Here is a 19,629-nt window from a genome sequence, read left to right as displayed (position 1 = left end):
AACGGAAGAGGAACTTGTATGCAATTAGAGTTTTTAGGGACTGGTTCAGGAGTTCCAGGGAAATTTAGAAATGTTGCTTGTACAGCATTAAGATTATTAGATGAATGTAATTCAGTTTGGTTGTTCGATGTTGGTGAAGGAACTCAGCAACAAATATTGAATTCTAATTTGAAACCAAGAAAAATTAATCGCATTTTTATAACGCATCTTCATGGGGATCATATTTTTGGCTTACCTGGATTATTGAGTAGTCGCTCTTTCCAAGGTGGTAATACTTTATTGACTATTTATGGACCAATTGGAATTAAAGAATATATTCAAACTAGTCTACGGGTATCAAAAACTAAAATTAGTTATCCTATTAAGTACGTTGAATTTGACCATGGACGTCAGTTATTTAATGAAGATGGTTTTACTGTTTTAGCTGAAGAACTGGAACATAACATTCAATGTTTTGGATATCGAGTTATTGAACATGACCATCCTGGAGAATTAAACGTTACTAAATTGCAGGAAGATAAAGTTCCTTCAGGACCACTTTATGGTAGAATCAAGGATGGTCAAACGGTTACGTTAGATGATGGAAGAGTCATTAATGGTCAAGATTATTTAGGTCCAACCCAACCAGGTCGAACTGTAGCCATTTTGGGAGATACAAGAAAAAATGGTAATTCTTTAAAACTTGCTCAAGATGCCGATGTATTAGTACACGAAAGTACTTTCGGTAAGGATGAAAGTAAACTTGCTCGAAATTATTATCATTCTACTAATATTCAAGCTGCTCAACTTGCCAAAAAAGCGGCCGTTAAGCTATTATTATTAACCCATATTTCTGCTAGATACACTGGTAGTATGGCAAAAATGTTACAAAAACAAGCTCGTGATGTATTTAAAAATACAAAGGTCGTTAATGATTTTGATGTTGTTGACATTCCATTTAAAAAAATTAAAGGAGATAATAAATAAATGAAAAAACAAATTAAAACAATTTTGGTTTTAGTCTTAGTATTATTAATCGTTATTTTTGCTATCTTAAATGTCGAATCAGTGGCTGTTAACTTTGGTTTTGGAAAGTTACAGTTACCAATGATCATCATGTTGATTCTTTGGATATTAATTGGAGCTTTGATTAGCTTCTTACTATCTTCCTCATCATATATGCATGCCCATTTTGATAGGAATAAGGAAAAGAAAGCATCTGTTAATGAAATAAAAGCATTGAAGAATAAGATCAATGGATTACAACAAAAATTAAAACAAGCAAATAATTCAGCTAAAACAACTGTAAAAGATACTAATAAGGATAATTCAAATAAACAATAAATTGAACGGAGCTTTAGATGATTTCTGCAAAATATAATTGGCATGTTAATAAATTAACAATTAGTCCTGAAATAAATGCATTAGCTGATGAATTAAAAATTACGCCAATTTTAACTGCTATATTATGGCAAAGAGGGATGAAAACTGCTAAAGAAATAACGACTTTTTTGAATCCTAGTCCCGAAAATCTTCGTGACCCATTTTTAATTCATGATATGCGTAAAGCAATCGATCGGATAAGTGATGCCATCAGTAAGGGTGAACGAATCACTATTTATGGAGATTATGATGCAGATGGAATTACAAGTACATCTATCTTATATGAAACATTGTTAGAAATCGGTGCAGATGTAAATTATTATATTCCAAATCGGTTTAAGGATGGTTATGGTCCTAATAGTAGTGTTTTTCAAAAGTTGATTGAAGAAGGAACTAAGTTAATTATTACCGTTGATAATGGAATTGTTGGAAACGAAGCGGTTGATGTTGCTAATAAACTAGGGTGTGATGTTATTATCACTGACCATCATAATTTACCACCTAATTTACCGAACGCATTTGCAATTGTTCATGCACGTTTTCCTGGAGACGAATATCCGTTTGGGGACTTTTCTGGAGCTGGAGTTGCTTTCAAAGTTGCTTGTGCTCTGACTGATGATATTCCTCAAGAAGTTTTGGATCTAGTTACGATTGGGACAGTTGCGGACATGGTTTCTTTAACTGATGAAAATCGTGTTATTGCTAAATTTGGATTTGAGGCCCTTAAATTAACTCAACGGCCTGGTTTAGCAAACTTAATAAAAAATGCTGGATTAGATGGTAAAGAAATTGGCGAACATCAAATTAGTTTTCAGATTGCACCTCGTTTGAATGCACTGGGTAGAATGGGTGATGCTAATGTTGGAGTTGAATTATTGACAACTTTAGATCCTGAAAAGGGAAAAGAGTTAGCTGATTTAACTGAGAATAAAAATAAAGAACGTCAACAATTGGTTAGTGAGATTACAAAAGAGGCTGTCGAACAAGCTGAAAGCCCTAAGAATAAAAAAAGACATACTTTGGTTATTTATTCTAATGATTGGCATGAGGGTGTTTTAGGAATTGTTGCTAGTCGTTTAGTAGACAGATATCATAAGCCAACTTTGGTGTTAACCAAACAAGATTCATCTGATTCATATAAAGGTTCAGGGAGAAGTATCTCTGGATTTAATTTATTTGCATCATTAGATTCGATTCGAAATGATTTAGCTAAATTTGGTGGACATGAAATGGCTGTTGGATTAACAGTTGCTAAGAATAAAATTGAATTGTTAGAAGATAGTTTGGATGATTTTTATAATCATCATTATTCTGAAAAAAGTGAAAAAGCCATATTAGATATTACCAGTGTATTGCCAATTGAAGAAATAAATTTGAATTTATATGATGATATAAGAAAAATGGCACCATTTGGAACTGATAATGATGAACCAATTTTTGAAATCCATCCCAATCATATTAGTAACATAATGGTTATGGGAAACAATAAACAACATTTGAAATTTATGGCTAATTCCGTTAATGGTCGTGTTTCTGTAGTTGCATTTAAGAAGGGTGAATTAATTAATGATCTACGAAATGTTGGAATTAAAGTTGCAGTTGCTGGGAAAATCGATTTGAACGAGTGGCAAGGGCACAAGAATTTACAGTTATTATTAGATGATATTAAGACAGATGGAGTTTCTTTAATTGATAATCGCAGTAATCATTTAACTAAATCGATGTTTAATAATAACTATTATTATTTGTTTTTTGATTCCACATTAGCTAAAAAATTAAAACCATATATTAGTGATTCTTCTAAGATTATAATTGCAAATAATATTGACGAACCCTTAAAACTTGATAAAGTTACAATCGTCGATTGTCCGCTAACTGAAAATCAATTTACTAATGTTATTAATAATTTGAAAACACAAGAACTTAAATTTTATTTTTATTATCAGCCAGGACAGTTTAAAATGCCGAACAGAAATGATTTTGTGACAGTTTTTAATTTTATAAAGGAAAATGAACATTTTAACTTAAGAGAATCATTTGTAAAGTTACAAGAACATTTGCAACTTCCTAAAAATCTGATAATCTTTATATTGCAGGTTTTTGACGAACTTGATTTTATTGATATTCAAAATGGAATTGTTAGCATTAATCCGAATCCAACTAAGCAGAGTTTACAATCTGCAAGTATTTATCAAAAAAGGCTTCAAAAAGTGAATATAAATAAGATTTTACTGGGAAATCAGCAAAATCTATTCAATTTCATTTATAAATGTTTAAATAAATAAGAATGCAAAAGGGAGTATTATGATGACTTTAGATTTAAAAAAATATATTGCAACTTATAAGGACTTCCCAGAAAAAGGGATTTTATATCGCGATATGTCACCATTATTAGAAGATGGGACTGCTTATCACCAAGCAACTTCAGAAATTGCAGCATATGCTAGAGATCGTAAAGTAGATATGGTAGTAGGCCCTGAAGCACGTGGGTTTATTGTAGGATGTCCGATTGCGAACCAACTAGAAGTTGGTTTTTCTCCTGCTCGTAAAAAGGGCAAAATTCCTGGTGAAACAATTAGTGCAAGTTATGGTTTAGAATATGGTGAATCGACACTTTATTTAAGTAAAACTGCCGTAAAACCGGGTCAAAGAGTTTTAGTAACAGATGATTTATTGGCTACTGGTGGAACGATTAAGGCAACGATTGAACTTGTCGAAAAATTAGGTGGAATCGTTGTCGGGACTGCCTTTCTAATTGAGCTAATGGACTTGCATGGTCGTGATAAAATTAAAGATTATGATATTTTAAGTTTGATTAAATATTAATTAATTATTTTGAGGATAAGAAATCATTTACAATAATTAAGATGATTGTTATAATGTTTCTTGTGCTCTTTGTGGAGAGTTGGCAGAGCGGTAATGCACCGGACTCGAAATCCGGCGAACCGATTAATCTCGGCGGGCAGGTTCGACTCCTGTACTCTCCTTTTATAGTTAGGATGTCTAAATGGACATCCTTTTTTAGATTATAATATTCATAATTTTATTTAAAATGATATAATGGAATCAAATTATTGAGAGCAGGCATTGAAATATGAAACATAAAATACTGGTATTTTTTCTGGCTTTAATTTTAGTACTACCAATTACTTTTGTTAGTTCTGTTCAAGCAAGTACTACAAAAGTAAAATTACAGAGAGTTGGACTATGTATAGATTGCGCCCGGGTTTATTATGCCCCTTCTACGATAAAACATTATATTGATGTCTTATCTGCAAATAATGCGACGTATCTTCAATTGCACCTAACTGATAATGAAAGGTTTGGAATCGAAAGTTCATTATTGAATCAAACCACTAAAAATGCAGATTACAAAAATGGTACATATTATAATAAGACGACTAAAAAAGCGTTTTTAAGTAAGCAACAACTACAAAGTATTATTAACTATGGAGAACAACATAATGTCCAAATTGTACCAGAAATTGACGTTCCTGGTCATGATAAAGCAATGTTAAAGCTGTTGAGTGAAATTAAATCTAAGCAAAAGCTTTATAAACAAATTAAATCTGCTAGTGATGAACTAAATTATCATAAAACTGCGACGATTAATTTTGTAAAATCATTGTATGGCGAATATGTTCACATGTTACCAGCGAATGATTATTTTTCAACCGGTGGAGACGAATTTTCAATTGGTGGCAGTAGTGATGAAAAAGCCTTGGTTAATTTTGATAATTCACTTGATGATTATTTAAATTCTGTTAACTTGAAAATGCAGGTTTGGAATGATAGTATTCACAAGAAAACATTAAAGCAATATCATAAAAATATTTTAGTTAATTATTGGAGTCAAAGTGGTGAGACTGATGATCCAGATGACTACAGTTATAATGTTACTAAACGAGCGACGTTACCTGAAATTAATAATGCCGGAATGCAGACCATTAACTCTAATGAGTACTATACTTATATTATTGCTGATTCAGATAGTTTTACCAAGTCAGACATAAGTCAGTGGAAGAAAGAATTAAATTCTTGGCAACCAACCTATTGGAACGATGATACAAAAGATAAAACAACGAGTCCAAATAACATTGGAACATCTTTGTCGATTTGGAACGATGGTGATAAAACACTAACTGGATACAAAACTTATCAAAATGTTGCCCCATTGATGAACTATTTTGTGCAATATCTAAAAACTAATAAATACTTTTAAAGGATCGTGATTTTTAAATGTTACAATTAAATGTTAATCCCCACATCGCAAATCAAACAGTTGTATTATCAGATTCAACATTAGGAGAGCTATCTGGAATTAGAGTTCCTCAACCATTTCCTAAGGGACCAACGATTCAATGGACGTTTATTGATCCTGAACATGAACATGAAGGATTTGTTTATACAGGTGGTTTTAATGAAGGTCAAGTAATTAAATCAATGAACGGAAATGATGAATACAAAATTCATTTTACTGAATAAAGTTAATAGAAATGACGTTTGTTATTAATAACAAACGTTTTTTAATCGGGGGAAAAAATGAAAGTCGGAATTGATAAAATTAGTTTTTACACACCTAATCTAATGATTGATATGAAAGATTTAGCAATTGCAAGGAATCAAGATCCTAATAAATTTTTGATTGGAATTGGACAAAGTAAACAATCGGTTATTCCTAATACGCAGGATGTTGTTACTATGGCTGCAAATGCTGCATTTCCGATGATTGATAGTGATGATCTAAAAGAAATTGATTTAGTTATTTTTGGCACAGAAACTGGAATAGATAACTCTAAATCTGCTGCTATTTATTTACAGAATTTATTAGGATTGAGTCCACGGACAAGGTCTTTTGAAATTAAACAAGCATGTTACGGTGCGACAGCAGGAGTTCAAATGGCTCATGATTATATCAATAATCATCCCGATAAGAAAGCGTTAGTGATTGGAGCTGATGTGGCACGTTATGGGTTGAATACTCCTGGAGAAGTAACTCAAGGCGGTGGAGCAGTTGCAATGATCATTAGCTCTAATCCTAAAATATTGAGTATTGATCCTGTTAGTACTTTTTATTCAGAAGATGTAATGGATTTTTGGCGACCTTTAGCAAAAACTGAAGCAGTTGTCGATGGTCATTATTCAAATGATGTTTATGTTCAATTCTTTCAAAATACTTGGCAAGAATATTGTAAAAAGACAGGTTTAACAATTGATGATTTTAAAGCATTTGCGTTTCATTTACCTTATACGAAAATGGGCTTAAAAGCCTTGCGGACAATTTTGCCGGAAGCAAATCCTAATAAGCAAGATCTTTTAAAGGATAATTTTGAAGCAAGTCGTTATTATGGTCGGTTAGTTGGGAACCTGTATACTGGATCACTCTATTTAAGTCTATTATCTTTGCTAGATAATGCGACTAGCCTAAAAGGTGGAGATCGGATTGGTTTATTTAGTTATGGTTCAGGTGCTCAAGGAGAATTCTATTCAGGTAAATTGGAATCTGGATTCTTTGATGAAATGCGAAAACAAAATGATATTGCCATATTGAAAAACAGAAAACAAATTACAATTAAGGAATACGAAGATATATTCCAGAAATGGTTGCCAATTGCTGACTTTTCGATCGATCTTGATACAAGTAATGATAATGCCCAATTTGTGTTATCTGGAATTTTGAATCAAAAACGAAAATATTTAAATCAAAACAAATAAAAAGAACTCATTATGAGTTCTTTTTATTTGATGTTATTTCTATATAGACCGACCACAAGACCAATAATTTGAACATGTCGTAAAATGATTGGGTCCATTTCATCGTTTTCAGGCTGTAATCGATAGTAACCATTTTCACGATAAAAACGTTTACAAGTTACTTCGTTATCATCATTCATCGCAATGACAATGTCACCATTTTCAGCGGTTGGTTGTTGTTTAACGATTACTTGATCACCATTATAGATTCCACAATTAATCATACTATTTCCTCGAATGGTTAACATGAACATTGGAACGTTAATGCTTTTATATTCTTCAGGAATGGGGAAGTAATCAGTAGTATTTTCAATGGCTAGAATCGGACTTCCGGCAGCAACATCACCAATAACTGGCATTTCATCTTTATGAGTTTGAAATCCTAATTTTTTCAAACCAGCATCGGTAACTTCAAGAGCTCTTTGTTTACTAGGATTTTTCTTTATGTATCCCTTTTTTTCTAGTCTAGTTAAATGACCATAAACAGTTGATGTTGAAGATAAGCCCACACCATTACAAATCTCTCTAACTGTAGGGGGGAAACCTTGAACATTAATTGTTTGGCAAATAAATCTTAAAATCATCATTTGTTTTGATTCTGTAACTGCGATTGTGATCACCTCGAACTTAGATAATATTAATATTAAATTTATCATATCATATCGATAAAATCAAACTATTGTTCGTGCTAAATGATTGATAATCAATGTTAAATCATGTAATCTATATGTAAACACTTAATAAAGAAGGGATGATATTATGCCTGAAAATGATCCAATTTTAATGAAATTAATTCCAAGAATTAATGAATTAGCTCATAAAGCTAAAAAAGAAGGATTAACTAAATTAGAAGAAGCTGAGCGAAAAGAACTTAGAAATAAGTATGTTAAAAGATTTCGTGAAAACTTCCGTTCCCAAATTGAAATGACAAAGTTATTTGATAAAGAAGGAAAAGAAGTTACTCCCAAAAAAGTTAAGGATATCCAACGAAAACGTGGGTTGAGAGATTAGAACTTTAATTTTAATAACTTATTGTGTAAAATAAGTAGGTAAAGTTAAAATTAAGGAGGGATTTCTAATGGCCACTTCATTATGGATTCTAATCGTAATTGTAGCATTGCTAATTGGTTTAGCAGGTGGATTTTTTGGTGCTAGAAAGTACATGGAAAACTACCTAAAGTCTAATCCACCAATTAATGAAAACCAATTAAGTGCAATGATGCAACAAATGGGTCAAAAGCCTTCGCAAAAGAAGCTTCGTCAAATGATGAATACGATGAAAAATCATCAATAAAAAAACGTTAACGAATTTATTCGCTAACGTTTTTATTTTTTTTTGAAATATCAACATAATGGAAATTAGGGTTGATCTCATTGTCTAACTTATCAAAAGATTTTTCCATTTCATCTTCAATTTTTTTTTGATTTTCTTCATTCAATTTCATTTTACGGTCTACAATAATTGGATTGCCAAAATCAATGATCATTTTTTTTCTAGAGAATAACCTTTTAAATGATAATGGTCCTTGATAAACAGCGGGGACGATTGGAACTCCAGATAATTTAGCCATTAAAACTACACCACCCTTTAACTGTTCTGAATGACGAGTTCCAGATGGGTACATAATAATTGATAGTTCATTTTTTAAAAGCATTTTAACGGGGGTTTTAATGACTGAAGGACCTGGATTTTGTCTATCGACTTTCACAGCCCTTACTTTTGTTAAAATCCAGTTCATGATTGGATTTTGAAATAGTTCTTTTTTAGCGAGAAACGTAAATTTAGTTGGGGATGCAGCTAAGGCAAAAATAAGAGGATCGAACCATGTCCTATGAGGTCCAACTAAGATATAGTTTCCCTTCGGGATGCGGTCAGCATTTTTAACATGAACTGGACCATTCACAATCCAAAAAATAATTCGTGCAACAATTCTTAGAAATGAGTATAACAAAATGATTTCTCCCTTGATTTCGTGTTTTAAACTAAAGATAATATTATGATAAGTAGTATATTAAATGCAAGTAAATTTATAAAGTGGTGGAAAAATTGTTAAAAAAAGATGAACGAATTGATCAACTATACAGTCAGGATGTTAAGATAATTCAAAATCCAAATGTCTTTTCATTTTCATTGGATGCTGTATTGTTGGCTAATTTTGCGAAGATAAGAAAAAGTTCTAAAACTAAAATTGTAGATCTTTGTGCTGGAAATGGAGCAGTTGGCTTATTTATGGCTAGTAAAACTAATGGTCAATTTATTGAAGTTGAAATTCAACCTAAATTAGCAGATATGGCAGAAAGAAGTATTGAATTAAACCAATTTACTGATCGTTTTAAAGTTTTAAATATTGATTTGGCAAATATTAATGAATATGTAGACAAGGATTCTGTTGATACTATTGTCTGTAATCCACCTTACTTTAAAGATCTTCCAACCAGTAAAAAGAATCCTAATCACTATTTAGCAATTGCCCGTCATGAGATTACAACTAATTTAGAATCTATTTGTAACATTACCAGTGGGCTTTTAAAAACAGGGGGGAAAGTATTTTTTGTCTATCGTCCGGATAGATTGTTGACGATGTTGGATTGGTTACAAAAATTTGATTTAGCTCCTAAAAGGATTCAATTTGTATATCCTAAAGCTGATAGTGATGCCAATATCGTTTTAGTAGAAGCAATCAAAAGTGGTAGTTCAGAAGGCTTGAAAATTTTACCATCAATAATAACTTATCACAATGGGGAATACACAAATGAAATTAAGCAGGTCCTTTATGGAAAAAACTGATTATATCTACGTTTTATTGTGTGGAGATGGTTCATTATATTGTGGGTATACAAATGATTTAGAACACCGATTATTGATGCATCAATCTGGGCGAGGTGCTAAGTATACGCGTTCACATTTGCCCGTCAAAATGATTTATTATGAAAAATTTTTATCTAGGCATCTAGCATTACAAGCAGAGTATCGTTTCAAACATCAAAGTAGACAAAAAAAGTTAATTTATTTGAAACAACGTGGCGTGAATATTTAATGAAAGTTAGAATTATGATAAACTGAAATTGATTAATTACATTTTAGGAGGAATTAAGTAATGAAGATTATTGCATTTGGTGTTCGTGAAGATGAAAAAGAATATTTTGATGATTGGAAGAAAGATAATCCTGACATTGAAATTATATTATCTTCAGATTTATTAGTAGAAAAGACAATGAATCAAGCGGATGGCTTTGATGGAGTAGTTGCATTTCAACAAGCTCCATATACTGCCGAGATCGTTAACTATTTAGGACAACATGGTGTAAAAGTATTATCATTACGAAATGTTGGTGTTGATAATGTTGATTTTGATGCAGTTAAATCAAATGATATGAAGGTTACCAACGTTCCAGCATATTCTCCTGAAGCAATTGCTGAATACGCTGTTACACAAGTAATGGCTCTTTTGAGAAACAATAAAACATACGATCGTAAAGCAATGAAGGGAGATTTACGATGGGCTCCTAACATTGCCGAACAATTAGATCAATTGACTGTTGGTGTATTTGCAACAGGGAGAATTGGTCGTGCTGCGTTGAATATTTATCGTGGATTTGGGGCTAAAGTAATCGCATATGATATTTATCGTAACCCTGAATTAGAAAAACAAGGGGTTTATGTTGATACTCCTGAAGAATTATATCGTCAATCAGATGTCATTTCTCTTCATGCTCCAGCTGTTAAAGAAAATGAACACATGTTAAATGATAAAACATTTGCAATGATGAAAGATGGAGTTCGAATCGTTAATCCTGCTCGTGGTACTTTAGTTGATACTGATGCTTTGATTCGTGCTCTAGACAGTGGAAAAGTTGCAGGAGCTGCTTTGGATGTTTACGAAGATGAGGTTGGTACTTTTAATAATGATTTCGGTAGCTTTGATGCTATTCCAGATGAAAGATTAAAGAACTTAATGAAGCGTGACAATGTTATCGTTACCCCTCATGTTGCTTTCTATACAAAGGAAGCTGTTAAGAACATGGTTCGTTTCTCAATGGACGCTTGCCGCGATGTCTTAAAGACTGGTAAGTCAGATAAGTTAGTTCAACCTCGTTAAAATTAACTTGCAATATGAATTAATTTTAGATATACTATTAAACGTTACTGATTTCACACCTATTGTGATGTTTTAGCTAGTGCCCACGGGTTCCTAAAACAGTTGATCAATGGGGAGGAAAAAACTATTTTTATGGAGGAAATATCATGGCTGTTATTTCAATGAAACAATTACTAGAAGCCGGTGTACATTTTGGTCACCAAACTCGTCGCTGGAATCCTAAGATGAAGGAATACATTTTTACTGAAAGAAATGGTATTTACATCATCGATTTACAAAAGACTGTTAAATTAGTAGATGTAGCTTACAATTATGTTAAGGATGAAGCATCTAAGGGTGCTACTTTCTTATTTGTTGGTACTAAGAAACAAGCACAAACTGCAGTTGAAGAAGAAGCTACTCGTGCTGGTCAATTCTACGTTAACCATCGTTGGTTAGGTGGTACTTTGACTAACTGGGATACTATTCAAAAACGTATTCAATACTTAAAGCACTTAAAGAAGATTTCTGAAGATGGTACTTTTGATCGTCTTCCTAAGAAGGAAGTTTCCTTACTTAAGAAGAAGATGGCTAAGTTGGAATACTTCTTAGCTGGTATCGAAGATATGCCTAAGATTCCAGATGTTCTTTTTGTTGTTGATCCTAGAAAAGAACAAATTGCTATTCACGAAGCTAAGATTTTAAACATTCCTATTGTTGGTATGGTTGATACAAATACTGATCCTGATGATGTTGATGTTATCATCCCATCTAATGATGATGCTATTCGTGCAATTCGTTTGATTACTGCAACTATGGCTGATGCTATTATTGAAGGTAACCAAGGTCAACAAAACGACGTTAAAGAAAATGATTTTAAAGAAAATGCTGATGACAATGCATCAAAAGATGCTGATTCAGATAAATAATTAAAATACTTGGGCAAACTCAATCTTTTAGACCGATGAAGGCCTGAGTTGAGTTTGCTTTTTGTTTTGAAGATTTAATTAAATTTAAGGAGGCCATTAAAATGGCAAAAATTACTGCAGCGCAAGTTAAGAGCTTACGTGATAAGACTAGTGTTGGTATGATGGATGCTAAAAAAGCTTTAGTTGCATCCGATGGTGATGAAGCAAAGGCAATTGAATTCTTACGTGAAAAGGGAATTGCTAAAGCTGAAAAGAAGAGTGGCAACATTGCTGCAAATGGTTTATCTGGAATTGCTGTTAAAGGCAATAAAGCTGCCATTGTTGAAGTTAATGCAGAAACTGATTTTGTTGCAACTAATGATGATTTCAAACAATTAGTAGACTTAATTGTTAATACTATTGTTGATAACGATCCTAAAGATGTTGAAGCTGCTTTGGCTTTACCATGTAACGGTCAAACATTAAATGATGCAATTATCCATACTACTCAAATCACAGGTGAAAAGATTACACTTCGTCGTTTCACCGTATTAACTAAAGATGATAATGGACACTTTGGTTCATACCTTCACAATGGTGGATTAATTGGTGCTTTAGTATTAGTTGAGGGTGCTAATGAAGAAACAGCAAAACACGTTGCAATGCATGTTGCTGCTGCTAATCCAGAATTCTTAAGCCGAAATGATGTTCCTAAGGATCGTTTAGATCACGAACGTGAAGTTCTTAAGCAAGAAGCTTTAAATGAAGGTAAACCTGCTAATATCGTTGAAAAAATGGTTGAAGGTCGTTTAAACAAGTTCCTTTCTGGAATTAGTTTAGCTGATCAAGAATTTGTTATGGATTCTGACCAAACTGTTTCTGAATACGTTAAATCACAAAAAGGTGAATTAAAAGCCTTTGTTCGATACGAAGTTGGTGAAGGTATCGAAAAGAAAGAAAATAACTTTGTAGATGAAGTTAATAGTCAAATTAAATAATTAGGGTTTATAGGAGGGACGATACTAATTTAGTATTGTCTCTTTTTATTTACCGTAAATTAATTGGCTGTTGTTAATCCCTATATTATGATAAAATTATATATGAATATTATTTGGAGGGAATATAATGGCCGATTTAAAATATAAACGGATTGTTTTAAAATTAAGCGGTGAGGCACTTGCTGGTAAAAAAGGGTTTGGAATTAATCCACCCGTTATTAAAACGATTGCTGAAGAATTAAAATCAATACATGAATTAGGAATCCAAATTGCCATCGTTGTTGGTGGCGGAAACATGTGGCGTGGAGAAGCTGGAGCTGAAATGGGAATGGAAAGAGCTCAAGCAGATTATATTGGAATGCTAGCGACCATTATGAATGGGTTATCATTACAAGATAATTTAGAATCACAGGGTGTTCCAACTCGGGTTCAAACTTCAATTGAAATGCGTCAAATTGCTGAGCCATATATTCGCCGAAAAGCAATTCGTCATTTAGACAAAGGTCGAGTTGTAATCTTTTCCGGAGGAACAGGAAGTCCATATTTCTCCACAGATACTACCGCTGCTTTAAGAGCTGCTGAAATCAATGCTGATGCTATTTTAATGGCTAAAAATGGTGTTGATGGAATTTATTCAGCTGATCCTAATAAAGATCCCAATGCAAAGAAATTTAATCATTTAAGCTATATGGATATAATTGATAAAGGATTAAACGTAATGGATAGCACTGCTACAACATTGTCAATGGATAATGGAATCCCATTGGTTGTGTTCAATCTTAATCAACCTGGTAATATTGAAAAAGTTGTTAAAGGTGACAACTCAATTGGTACTACTGTAAGTAAGGAGAGTAAGTAAAATGGCAGAGATTAATGTAAACAATGTTTTAGACACATTAAAAACTAAGATGAAAAAGGCTCAACAGGCACTAGAACGTGAATTAGGTAACATCCGTGCAGGTCGTGCTAATGCTAGTATTTTAAATCGGGTAACAGTTGATTACTATGGAGCTCCGACCCCCGTTAATCAAGTTGCTTCAATTACGACCCCAGAACCACGTGTCATTATGATTACACCTTATGATAAGACTTCACTTGATAACATTGAAAAGGCAATCTACGAATCTGATTTAGGGTTAAATCCTGCTAATGATGGAGATGTGATTCGATTAGTTATCCCTCAATTAACTGATGAACGTCGTCAAGAATTAGCCAAACAAGTTAAGGCTGTTGGAGAAGAAAGTAAAGTTGCTGTGCGAAATGTTCGTCGTGAAGGAATGGATCAAGCCAAAAAAGCTGATAATTTAAGTGATGATGAAGTCCATGGTTTTGAAGATAAAGTTCAAAAACTAACTGATGAAGCTATCAATGGCGTTGATAACATTGTTAAAGATAAAGAAAATGAAGTTAAAAATGGATAAGGAGTGAAATAAAATGGCTGATAAAAAAGATAATGTTGAAATTCAACCTGGTTCTAAAGAATTTGAAAATATGGTTTTTAGATTAAATGGTAAAGTTGATGAAAATAATCTTCAATTATTAGATTATCAGGGGAATCGTCTTGAAAAAATTCAAGAAGGTGTTTTTGTAATGCCAGCTTATGTTGATGATAACTTTAATTTATTTTTTATTGTTTCCCAATTAATTGCGGAAGATTGGATTGTTGCTTTTTCACAAGCTAAAATTGAAAATAAGAATAAAATTACTGACTTATCAGAACCAATTACTACAGGTAAGGGATTAAACATGCTAGGGCAACGTCAACCTGAAGAAGCCAACAATTTATTGAAATACTTTAATACATTGTCAGAAACTAATCATGGTGAATGGCGATTAATCAAATAATTTATAAATATGATTAGATGGGATGAGTATTTTCTCATCCTTTCTTTTGTTTTAATGAGGTAAATATGTTTAATAAATCAAAAGAAAACCAAATCGATTTAACAAGAATTCCAAAACATGTTGCTATAATTATGGATGGTAATGGTAGATGGGCACAAAAAAGACATTTACCAAGAATTATAGGACACAAGAATGGAATGCAGACTGTTAAGAAAATTACGGTTGCTGCCAGTAAGTTGAATATTAAAGTATTAACTTTATATGCTTTTTCAACCGAAAATTGGAAACGACCAGATAAAGAAGTTAATTATTTAATGAGTCTTCCCGGAAAATTTTTTAGTACTTTTGTTCCGGAATTAATTGAAAACAATGTTCGAATAAATGTGATGGGATACTTAGATCAATTACCAGAAGCAACTCAAAAAGTAATTCAAACCGCAATTCAAGATACAAGCAAATGTGATGGAATGATTTTAAATTTTGCTTTAAATTATGGCGGTCGAGATGAAATTGTCACAGCTGCTAAGCGATTAGCTGATGATGTTAAGTTGGGTGTCATTGAACCAAATGAAATAAATAAGGATTTATTTGCCAGTCAATTAATGACTGGCCCTTTAGGCGATTTTGCTGATCCTGATTTGTTAATTAGAACAAGTGGTGAAGAAAGAATTTCTAATTTTTTGCTTTGGCAACTGGCTTATAGTGAATTTGTCTTTACTGATCAATTATGGCCCGACTTTAATTCGCAGTCATTAAAATCAGCAATTATCGAATATCAAAATCGTCATCGTCGTTTTGGCGGGTTAAATCAAAAATAAGGAAGTTTAGGAATGAAACAAAGAGTTATTACAGCAATTATTGCTATGATTATTTTTGTTCCACTTGTTATTTTAGGTGGAATTTGGACCGATTTATTAGCACTGTTTTTATCAACGGTTGCAATTATTGAAGTTCTTTTAATGAAAAAGAAATTCTTGATTTCTCCAGAAGCATTTCTTTCATTTATTGGTGTGTGGATCATCACAGTTCCAAAGCACTGGTTATCATTTTTACCAAGTTATTTAACACCAATGTTTATTTTTTACGTATTATTAATGTTGATGATGTTAAGAACAGTTATTAAAAATACGTTTACATTTGATGATGCCAGCGTTTTGACTTTAGCTATGATTTATATTGGGACCGGGTTTCACTATTTTATTTTAGCCCGAGATAGTAGTATAGCAATGGTCTTTTATGCATTATTTATTGTTTGGCTAACGGATAGTGGAGCTTATATTTTCGGACGTAAGTTTGGTAAACATAAATTAGCACCTCGGGTTAGTCCTAATAAAACCTGGGAAGGATCGATTTGTGGAAGTGTCTTAGCTACAATTATTTGTACGATTTATACTTTGATTTTTCCAATTCATAGTTTAGGTATTTTTATGACGTTATTGACAACAATTATTTTATCAATTGCCGGTCAATTTGGTGATCTGGTTGAATCATCTCTAAAACGTTTTTATCATGTTAAAGATTCTGGGAAAATATTACCTGGTCATGGGGGAATATTAGACCGCTTTGATAGTCTACTATTTGTCTTACCAATTCTTCACTTATTGAATTTAATATAGTATTTTTAGAAAGGATGAATTGATATGATAAAAACAATCATTTCTTTCATTATTGTTTTTGGAATTTTAGTAATTGCCCATGAGTTTGGGCACTTTATTGTTGCTAAAAAATCAGGAATTATGGTTCGTGAATTTGCCATTGGAATGGGGCCAAAATTATTTGCTCATCAATTTAACGGAACGACTTATACATTACGTTTATTACCCCTTGGCGGTTATGTCAGAATGGCGGGTGCATATGATGATCAAGATGATGAATTGCGTCCTGGAATGACGATTGGGATTAAACTTAATTCTAATAATGAAATTACTAGGATCAATGCTGATAAGAAGCACCATATGTTAGATAGTATTCCTTTAACGGTTACTAAATCTGATTTAGTTCATTCGCTATATATTGAGGGATATCAAAATAATGATGAAAGCACTTTGCAGAGTTATTCAGTTGATCATGATGCATCCATTATTGGTCAAGATGGCACGGAAGTATTAATTGCTCCAGAAGATGTCCAATTTCAAAATGCGCCAATTTGGAAGCGAATTTTAACTAACTTCGCAGGGATTTTTAATAATGTATTATTGGCAATTATAACCTTTATTATTTTAGCCTTTTTACAAGGTGGAGTTCCTTCTAACCAGGTCAATTTAGCAAATGATTCATCAGTTGCAAAAGATGCTGGTATTCAAAATAGTGATCGAATCATCGCAGTTAATAATCATTCGACTTCAAACTGGCAATCATTAGAAACGATAATCCAAGAAAATCCTAATAAAAAAGTTAGTTTGAAAGTTCAACGTGGATCTCAAGAAAAAAACATCTCATTAGTTCCCAAAGCTGTTAAGAATGGCGGTCAAAAGTATGGTGTTATTGGAATTACTTCTAAATTAGACACCAGTATTGGTGCTAAAATCTTATCTGGATTCACGGAAACTTGGAACATGTCTAAACAAATTTTAGGAGTTTTATGGACAATGGTAAGTGGTCATTTTAGCTTAAATAATTTAGGTGGACCAGTAGCTATTTACGCTAGTACATCTCAAGCGGCTAAATTTGGAGTCGTGGGGATAGTTAGATTACTAGCCTTTTTGTCAATTAACTTAGCAATTATGAATTTTTTACCAATCCCAGCTCTAGATGGTGGTAAAATATTATTGAACATAATTGAACTTATTCGTCGGAAACCAGTATCTGAAAAAGTTGAAACAGCGATTACAATTGCTGGATTTGCAATTATTTTATTATTAATGGTACTAGTAACCTGGAACGATATAGAAAGATACTTTATTCATTAGAACGGAGAGTGTTTAAATGAGACAATCAAAGTTATTGATTCCTACTACAAAGGAAAATCCAAGTGGAGCAGAAGCGTTAAGTCATAAATTAATGTTACGAGCTGGATATATTCATCAAGTCTCAGCTGGAGTTTATGCATATTTACCACTTGCATTTCGAGTATTATCAAAAATTGAAGGATTAATTCGTAAAGAGACCAATGCTGTTGACGGTGTTGAGATGTTAATGCCTGATATTTTACCAGCCAAATTATGGAAAGACTCTGGTCGTTATGAAACATATGGTCCAGAACTATTTAAGTTTAAGAATCGTCATGATACTGATTTCATTTTAGCACCAACTCATGAAGAAACATTCGCGGAACTAATGCATGATACCGTTGATTCGTATAAGAAGTTACCATTATTACTTTACCAAATTCAATCCAAATATCGTGATGAAGATCGCCCAAGATATGGTGTTTTACGTGGTCGTGAATTCATTATGCAAGATGTTTATTCGTTCAACATGGATAAAGATGGTCTTGATCAAATGTTTAATAAAATGGAAACGGCATATACTAAAATATTTGATCAGATGGGCTTAGATTATCGTAAGATTATTGGGGATGCTGGAGCAATGGGTGGTTCAGATTCAATTGAATTTTCAGCGCCTGCAGCAATCGGTGAAGATACAATTGTTTACGATGACAATGGTGATTATTCTGCTAACATTGAAATGGCAACGAATGCCTATAATGGTAAAAAGTCGGATGAAGCTGAAAAAGAACTTGTTAAAAAAGAAGCACCAGATACTGCTACTATTGATAAGATGACGAAATTTTATGATACTACTGCTGATAAACTTACCAAGAGTATCCTATATATTGCTGATAAAAAGCCAGTTTTAGTTATTATTCGTGGTGATCATGAAATTAATGACGTCAAGGTCAAACATTATCTTAAAGCTAGTTTCCTCGATTTAGCTTCAAAAGATCAAATCAAAGATATTTTAGGGACAGAAGCAGGATACGTTGGTCCATTGAATGTTTCTGATGATGTAACAGTTTTAGTTGATCGATATGTTAAAGACATGACTAACACCATTGTTGGAGCAAATGAAACCGGTTTTGATTTCATCAATGTTAATCCAGAACGTGATTTTAAAGATGCTCATTATGATGATTTTAGAACGGTACAACCTGGTGATTTAGCTCCTAATGGAAAAGAAAAATTAGAATTTACTAAGGGGATTGAAATTGCTCATATCTTTAAGTTAGGAACTAGGTATTCCAAAGCATTGAAGGCAGAAGTCCTTGATCAAAATGGTCGTAAGAGTCCAATTATTATGGGATGTTATGGAATTGGGGTCAGTCGTTTGTTATCCGCAATTGCGGAACAACAGGCCGATGAAAATGGTCTAGTATGGCCTAAGTCCATTGCACCATTTGATATTCATGTGATTCCAGTTAATGCTAAAAAGGCCGAACAAATGGAAATGGCTGAAAGTATCGAAAAGTCATTAACAGAAAAAGGTTATGAAGTTCTTTTAGATGATCGTAAAGAAAGAGCCGGGGTAAAATTTGCAGATGCTGATTTAATTGGAATCCCATTACGAATTACTGTTGGTAAAAAAGCGGAAGAAGGAATTGTTGAAGTTAAGATTCGTTCTACTGGCGAAACAATTGAAGTTAAAAATGATGAATTACCAAATACAATTTCTATCTTTTTAAAAGAATTAAAATAATTTTAATGTAATAAAAAGAGCTGAATTTTTGATCAGCTCTTTTTCTAT

At 32.7% G+C, this 19,629-nt stretch carries 23 protein-coding genes and 1 tRNA gene; 22 read left to right on the top strand and 2 right to left on the bottom strand.

Annotation, left to right across the window (positions count from 1 at the left end; genetic code table 11):
• Nucleotides 1–18 precede the first annotated feature (18 nt).
• From rnz to AC3B6G_RS01210, 8 genes are all read left to right on the top strand, one after another.
• A complete protein-coding gene (gene rnz, locus AC3B6G_RS01245; RefSeq protein ID WP_489848646.1) occupies nt 19–966 on the top strand; it encodes a ribonuclease Z in 948 nt (315 codons plus the stop codon).
• A complete protein-coding gene (locus AC3B6G_RS01240; protein WP_489848645.1) occupies nt 967–1,323 on the top strand; it encodes a lipopolysaccharide assembly protein LapA domain-containing protein in 357 nt (118 codons plus the stop codon).
• 17 nt (nt 1,324–1,340) lie between these two features.
• Nucleotides 1,341–3,647, top strand: a complete 2,307-nt coding sequence (gene recJ / locus AC3B6G_RS01235) for a single-stranded-DNA-specific exonuclease RecJ (protein ID WP_489848644.1) — start codon at nt 1,341–1,343, stop codon at nt 3,645–3,647.
• Nucleotides 3,648–3,669: 22 nt separating this feature from the next.
• Nucleotides 3,670–4,188, top strand: a complete 519-nt coding sequence (locus AC3B6G_RS01230) for an adenine phosphoribosyltransferase (protein WP_489848643.1) — start codon at nt 3,670–3,672, stop codon at nt 4,186–4,188.
• 73 nt (nt 4,189–4,261) lie between these two features.
• Nucleotides 4,262–4,349: transfer RNA gene (locus AC3B6G_RS01225), tRNA-Ser, on the top strand.
• Nucleotides 4,350–4,456: 107 nt separating this feature from the next.
• Nucleotides 4,457–5,584, top strand: coding sequence for a family 20 glycosylhydrolase (locus AC3B6G_RS01220; protein ID WP_489848642.1), 1,128 nt, complete (start codon nt 4,457–4,459; stop codon nt 5,582–5,584).
• Nucleotides 5,585–5,601: 17 nt separating this feature from the next.
• The gene (locus AC3B6G_RS01215; RefSeq protein ID WP_489848641.1) at nt 5,602–5,847 is read left to right on the top strand and encodes a hypothetical protein; all 246 of its coding nucleotides are present in this window, start codon (nt 5,602–5,604) and stop codon (nt 5,845–5,847) included.
• A 57-nt stretch (nt 5,848–5,904) separates the two neighbouring features.
• Nucleotides 5,905–7,077: a hydroxymethylglutaryl-CoA synthase gene (locus AC3B6G_RS01210; protein WP_489848640.1), complete on the top strand. Its 1,173-nt coding sequence runs from the start codon at nt 5,905–5,907 to the stop codon at nt 7,075–7,077.
• A gap of 23 nt (nt 7,078–7,100) precedes the next feature.
• On the opposite strand, the gene lexA is transcribed toward AC3B6G_RS01210, so the two are convergent.
• Nucleotides 7,101–7,703 carry a transcriptional repressor LexA gene (lexA, locus tag AC3B6G_RS01205; protein WP_489848639.1) on the bottom strand — a complete coding sequence of 201 codons (603 nt, stop codon included), beginning with the start codon at nt 7,701–7,703 and terminating at the stop codon, nt 7,101–7,103.
• A 172-nt stretch (nt 7,704–7,875) separates the two neighbouring features.
• On the opposite strand from lexA, the gene AC3B6G_RS01200 reads away from it, so the two are divergent.
• The gene (locus AC3B6G_RS01200; protein WP_489848638.1) at nt 7,876–8,127 is read left to right on the top strand and encodes a DUF896 domain-containing protein; all 252 of its coding nucleotides are present in this window, start codon (nt 7,876–7,878) and stop codon (nt 8,125–8,127) included.
• A 67-nt stretch (nt 8,128–8,194) separates the two neighbouring features.
• A complete protein-coding gene (locus tag AC3B6G_RS01195; protein ID WP_489848637.1) occupies nt 8,195–8,410 on the top strand; it encodes a YneF family protein in 216 nt (71 codons plus the stop codon).
• 16 nt (nt 8,411–8,426) lie between these two features.
• On the opposite strand, the gene AC3B6G_RS01190 is transcribed toward AC3B6G_RS01195, so the two are convergent.
• Nucleotides 8,427–9,068, bottom strand: a complete 642-nt coding sequence (locus AC3B6G_RS01190; protein WP_489848636.1) for a lysophospholipid acyltransferase family protein — start codon at nt 9,066–9,068, stop codon at nt 8,427–8,429.
• 86 nt (nt 9,069–9,154) lie between these two features.
• On the opposite strand from AC3B6G_RS01190, the gene AC3B6G_RS01185 reads away from it, so the two are divergent.
• From AC3B6G_RS01185 to AC3B6G_RS01130, 12 genes are all read left to right on the top strand, one after another.
• Nucleotides 9,155–9,904 carry a tRNA1(Val) (adenine(37)-N6)-methyltransferase gene (locus AC3B6G_RS01185; protein ID WP_489849549.1) on the top strand — a complete coding sequence of 250 codons (750 nt, stop codon included), beginning with the start codon at nt 9,155–9,157 and terminating at the stop codon, nt 9,902–9,904.
• Nucleotides 9,891–10,154: a GIY-YIG nuclease family protein gene (locus AC3B6G_RS01180; RefSeq protein ID WP_489848635.1), complete on the top strand. Its 264-nt coding sequence runs from the start codon at nt 9,891–9,893 to the stop codon at nt 10,152–10,154. Before AC3B6G_RS01185 ends, AC3B6G_RS01180 begins: the two co-directional genes overlap by 14 nt.
• Nucleotides 10,155–10,214: 60 nt before the next feature.
• Nucleotides 10,215–11,216 (top strand): D-2-hydroxyacid dehydrogenase, encoded by a 1,002-nt coding sequence (locus AC3B6G_RS01175; RefSeq protein ID WP_489848634.1) that lies wholly within the window; start codon nt 10,215–10,217, stop codon nt 11,214–11,216.
• 146 nt (nt 11,217–11,362) lie between these two features.
• On the top strand, nt 11,363–12,124 hold the full coding sequence (gene rpsB, locus AC3B6G_RS01170; RefSeq protein WP_489848633.1) for a 30S ribosomal protein S2: 762 nt from the start codon (nt 11,363–11,365) through the stop codon (nt 12,122–12,124).
• 101 nt (nt 12,125–12,225) lie between these two features.
• Nucleotides 12,226–13,101, top strand: coding sequence for a translation elongation factor Ts (gene tsf / locus AC3B6G_RS01165; RefSeq protein ID WP_489848632.1), 876 nt, complete (start codon nt 12,226–12,228; stop codon nt 13,099–13,101).
• Nucleotides 13,102–13,228: 127 nt separating this feature from the next.
• Nucleotides 13,229–13,960 carry a UMP kinase gene (gene pyrH, locus AC3B6G_RS01160; RefSeq protein ID WP_489848631.1) on the top strand — a complete coding sequence of 244 codons (732 nt, stop codon included), beginning with the start codon at nt 13,229–13,231 and terminating at the stop codon, nt 13,958–13,960.
• Nucleotide 13,961: 1 nt separating this feature from the next.
• Nucleotides 13,962–14,522, top strand: coding sequence for a ribosome recycling factor (gene frr, locus AC3B6G_RS01155; RefSeq protein ID WP_489848630.1), 561 nt, complete (start codon nt 13,962–13,964; stop codon nt 14,520–14,522).
• A 13-nt stretch (nt 14,523–14,535) separates the two neighbouring features.
• Complete coding sequence (locus AC3B6G_RS01150) at nt 14,536–14,946, top strand: hypothetical protein (RefSeq protein WP_489848629.1); 411 nt, start codon at nt 14,536–14,538, stop codon at nt 14,944–14,946.
• 65 nt (nt 14,947–15,011) lie between these two features.
• Nucleotides 15,012–15,764 carry an undecaprenyl pyrophosphate synthase gene (uppS, locus tag AC3B6G_RS01145; protein ID WP_489848628.1) on the top strand — a complete coding sequence of 251 codons (753 nt, stop codon included), beginning with the start codon at nt 15,012–15,014 and terminating at the stop codon, nt 15,762–15,764.
• Nucleotides 15,765–15,776: 12 nt separating this feature from the next.
• Nucleotides 15,777–16,562 carry a phosphatidate cytidylyltransferase gene (locus AC3B6G_RS01140; protein WP_489848627.1) on the top strand — a complete coding sequence of 262 codons (786 nt, stop codon included), beginning with the start codon at nt 15,777–15,779 and terminating at the stop codon, nt 16,560–16,562.
• 24 nt (nt 16,563–16,586) lie between these two features.
• Nucleotides 16,587–17,855 carry an RIP metalloprotease RseP gene (rseP, locus tag AC3B6G_RS01135; RefSeq protein ID WP_489848626.1) on the top strand — a complete coding sequence of 423 codons (1,269 nt, stop codon included), beginning with the start codon at nt 16,587–16,589 and terminating at the stop codon, nt 17,853–17,855.
• Between the two features lie 16 nt (nt 17,856–17,871).
• Nucleotides 17,872–19,581 carry a proline--tRNA ligase gene (locus AC3B6G_RS01130; RefSeq protein ID WP_489848625.1) on the top strand — a complete coding sequence of 570 codons (1,710 nt, stop codon included), beginning with the start codon at nt 17,872–17,874 and terminating at the stop codon, nt 19,579–19,581.
• Nucleotides 19,582–19,629: the final 48 nt, after the last annotated feature.

The organism is Nicoliella sp. ESL1149, from assembly GCF_058107265.1.
This window is presented reverse-complemented; position numbering and strand designations above follow the sequence as displayed.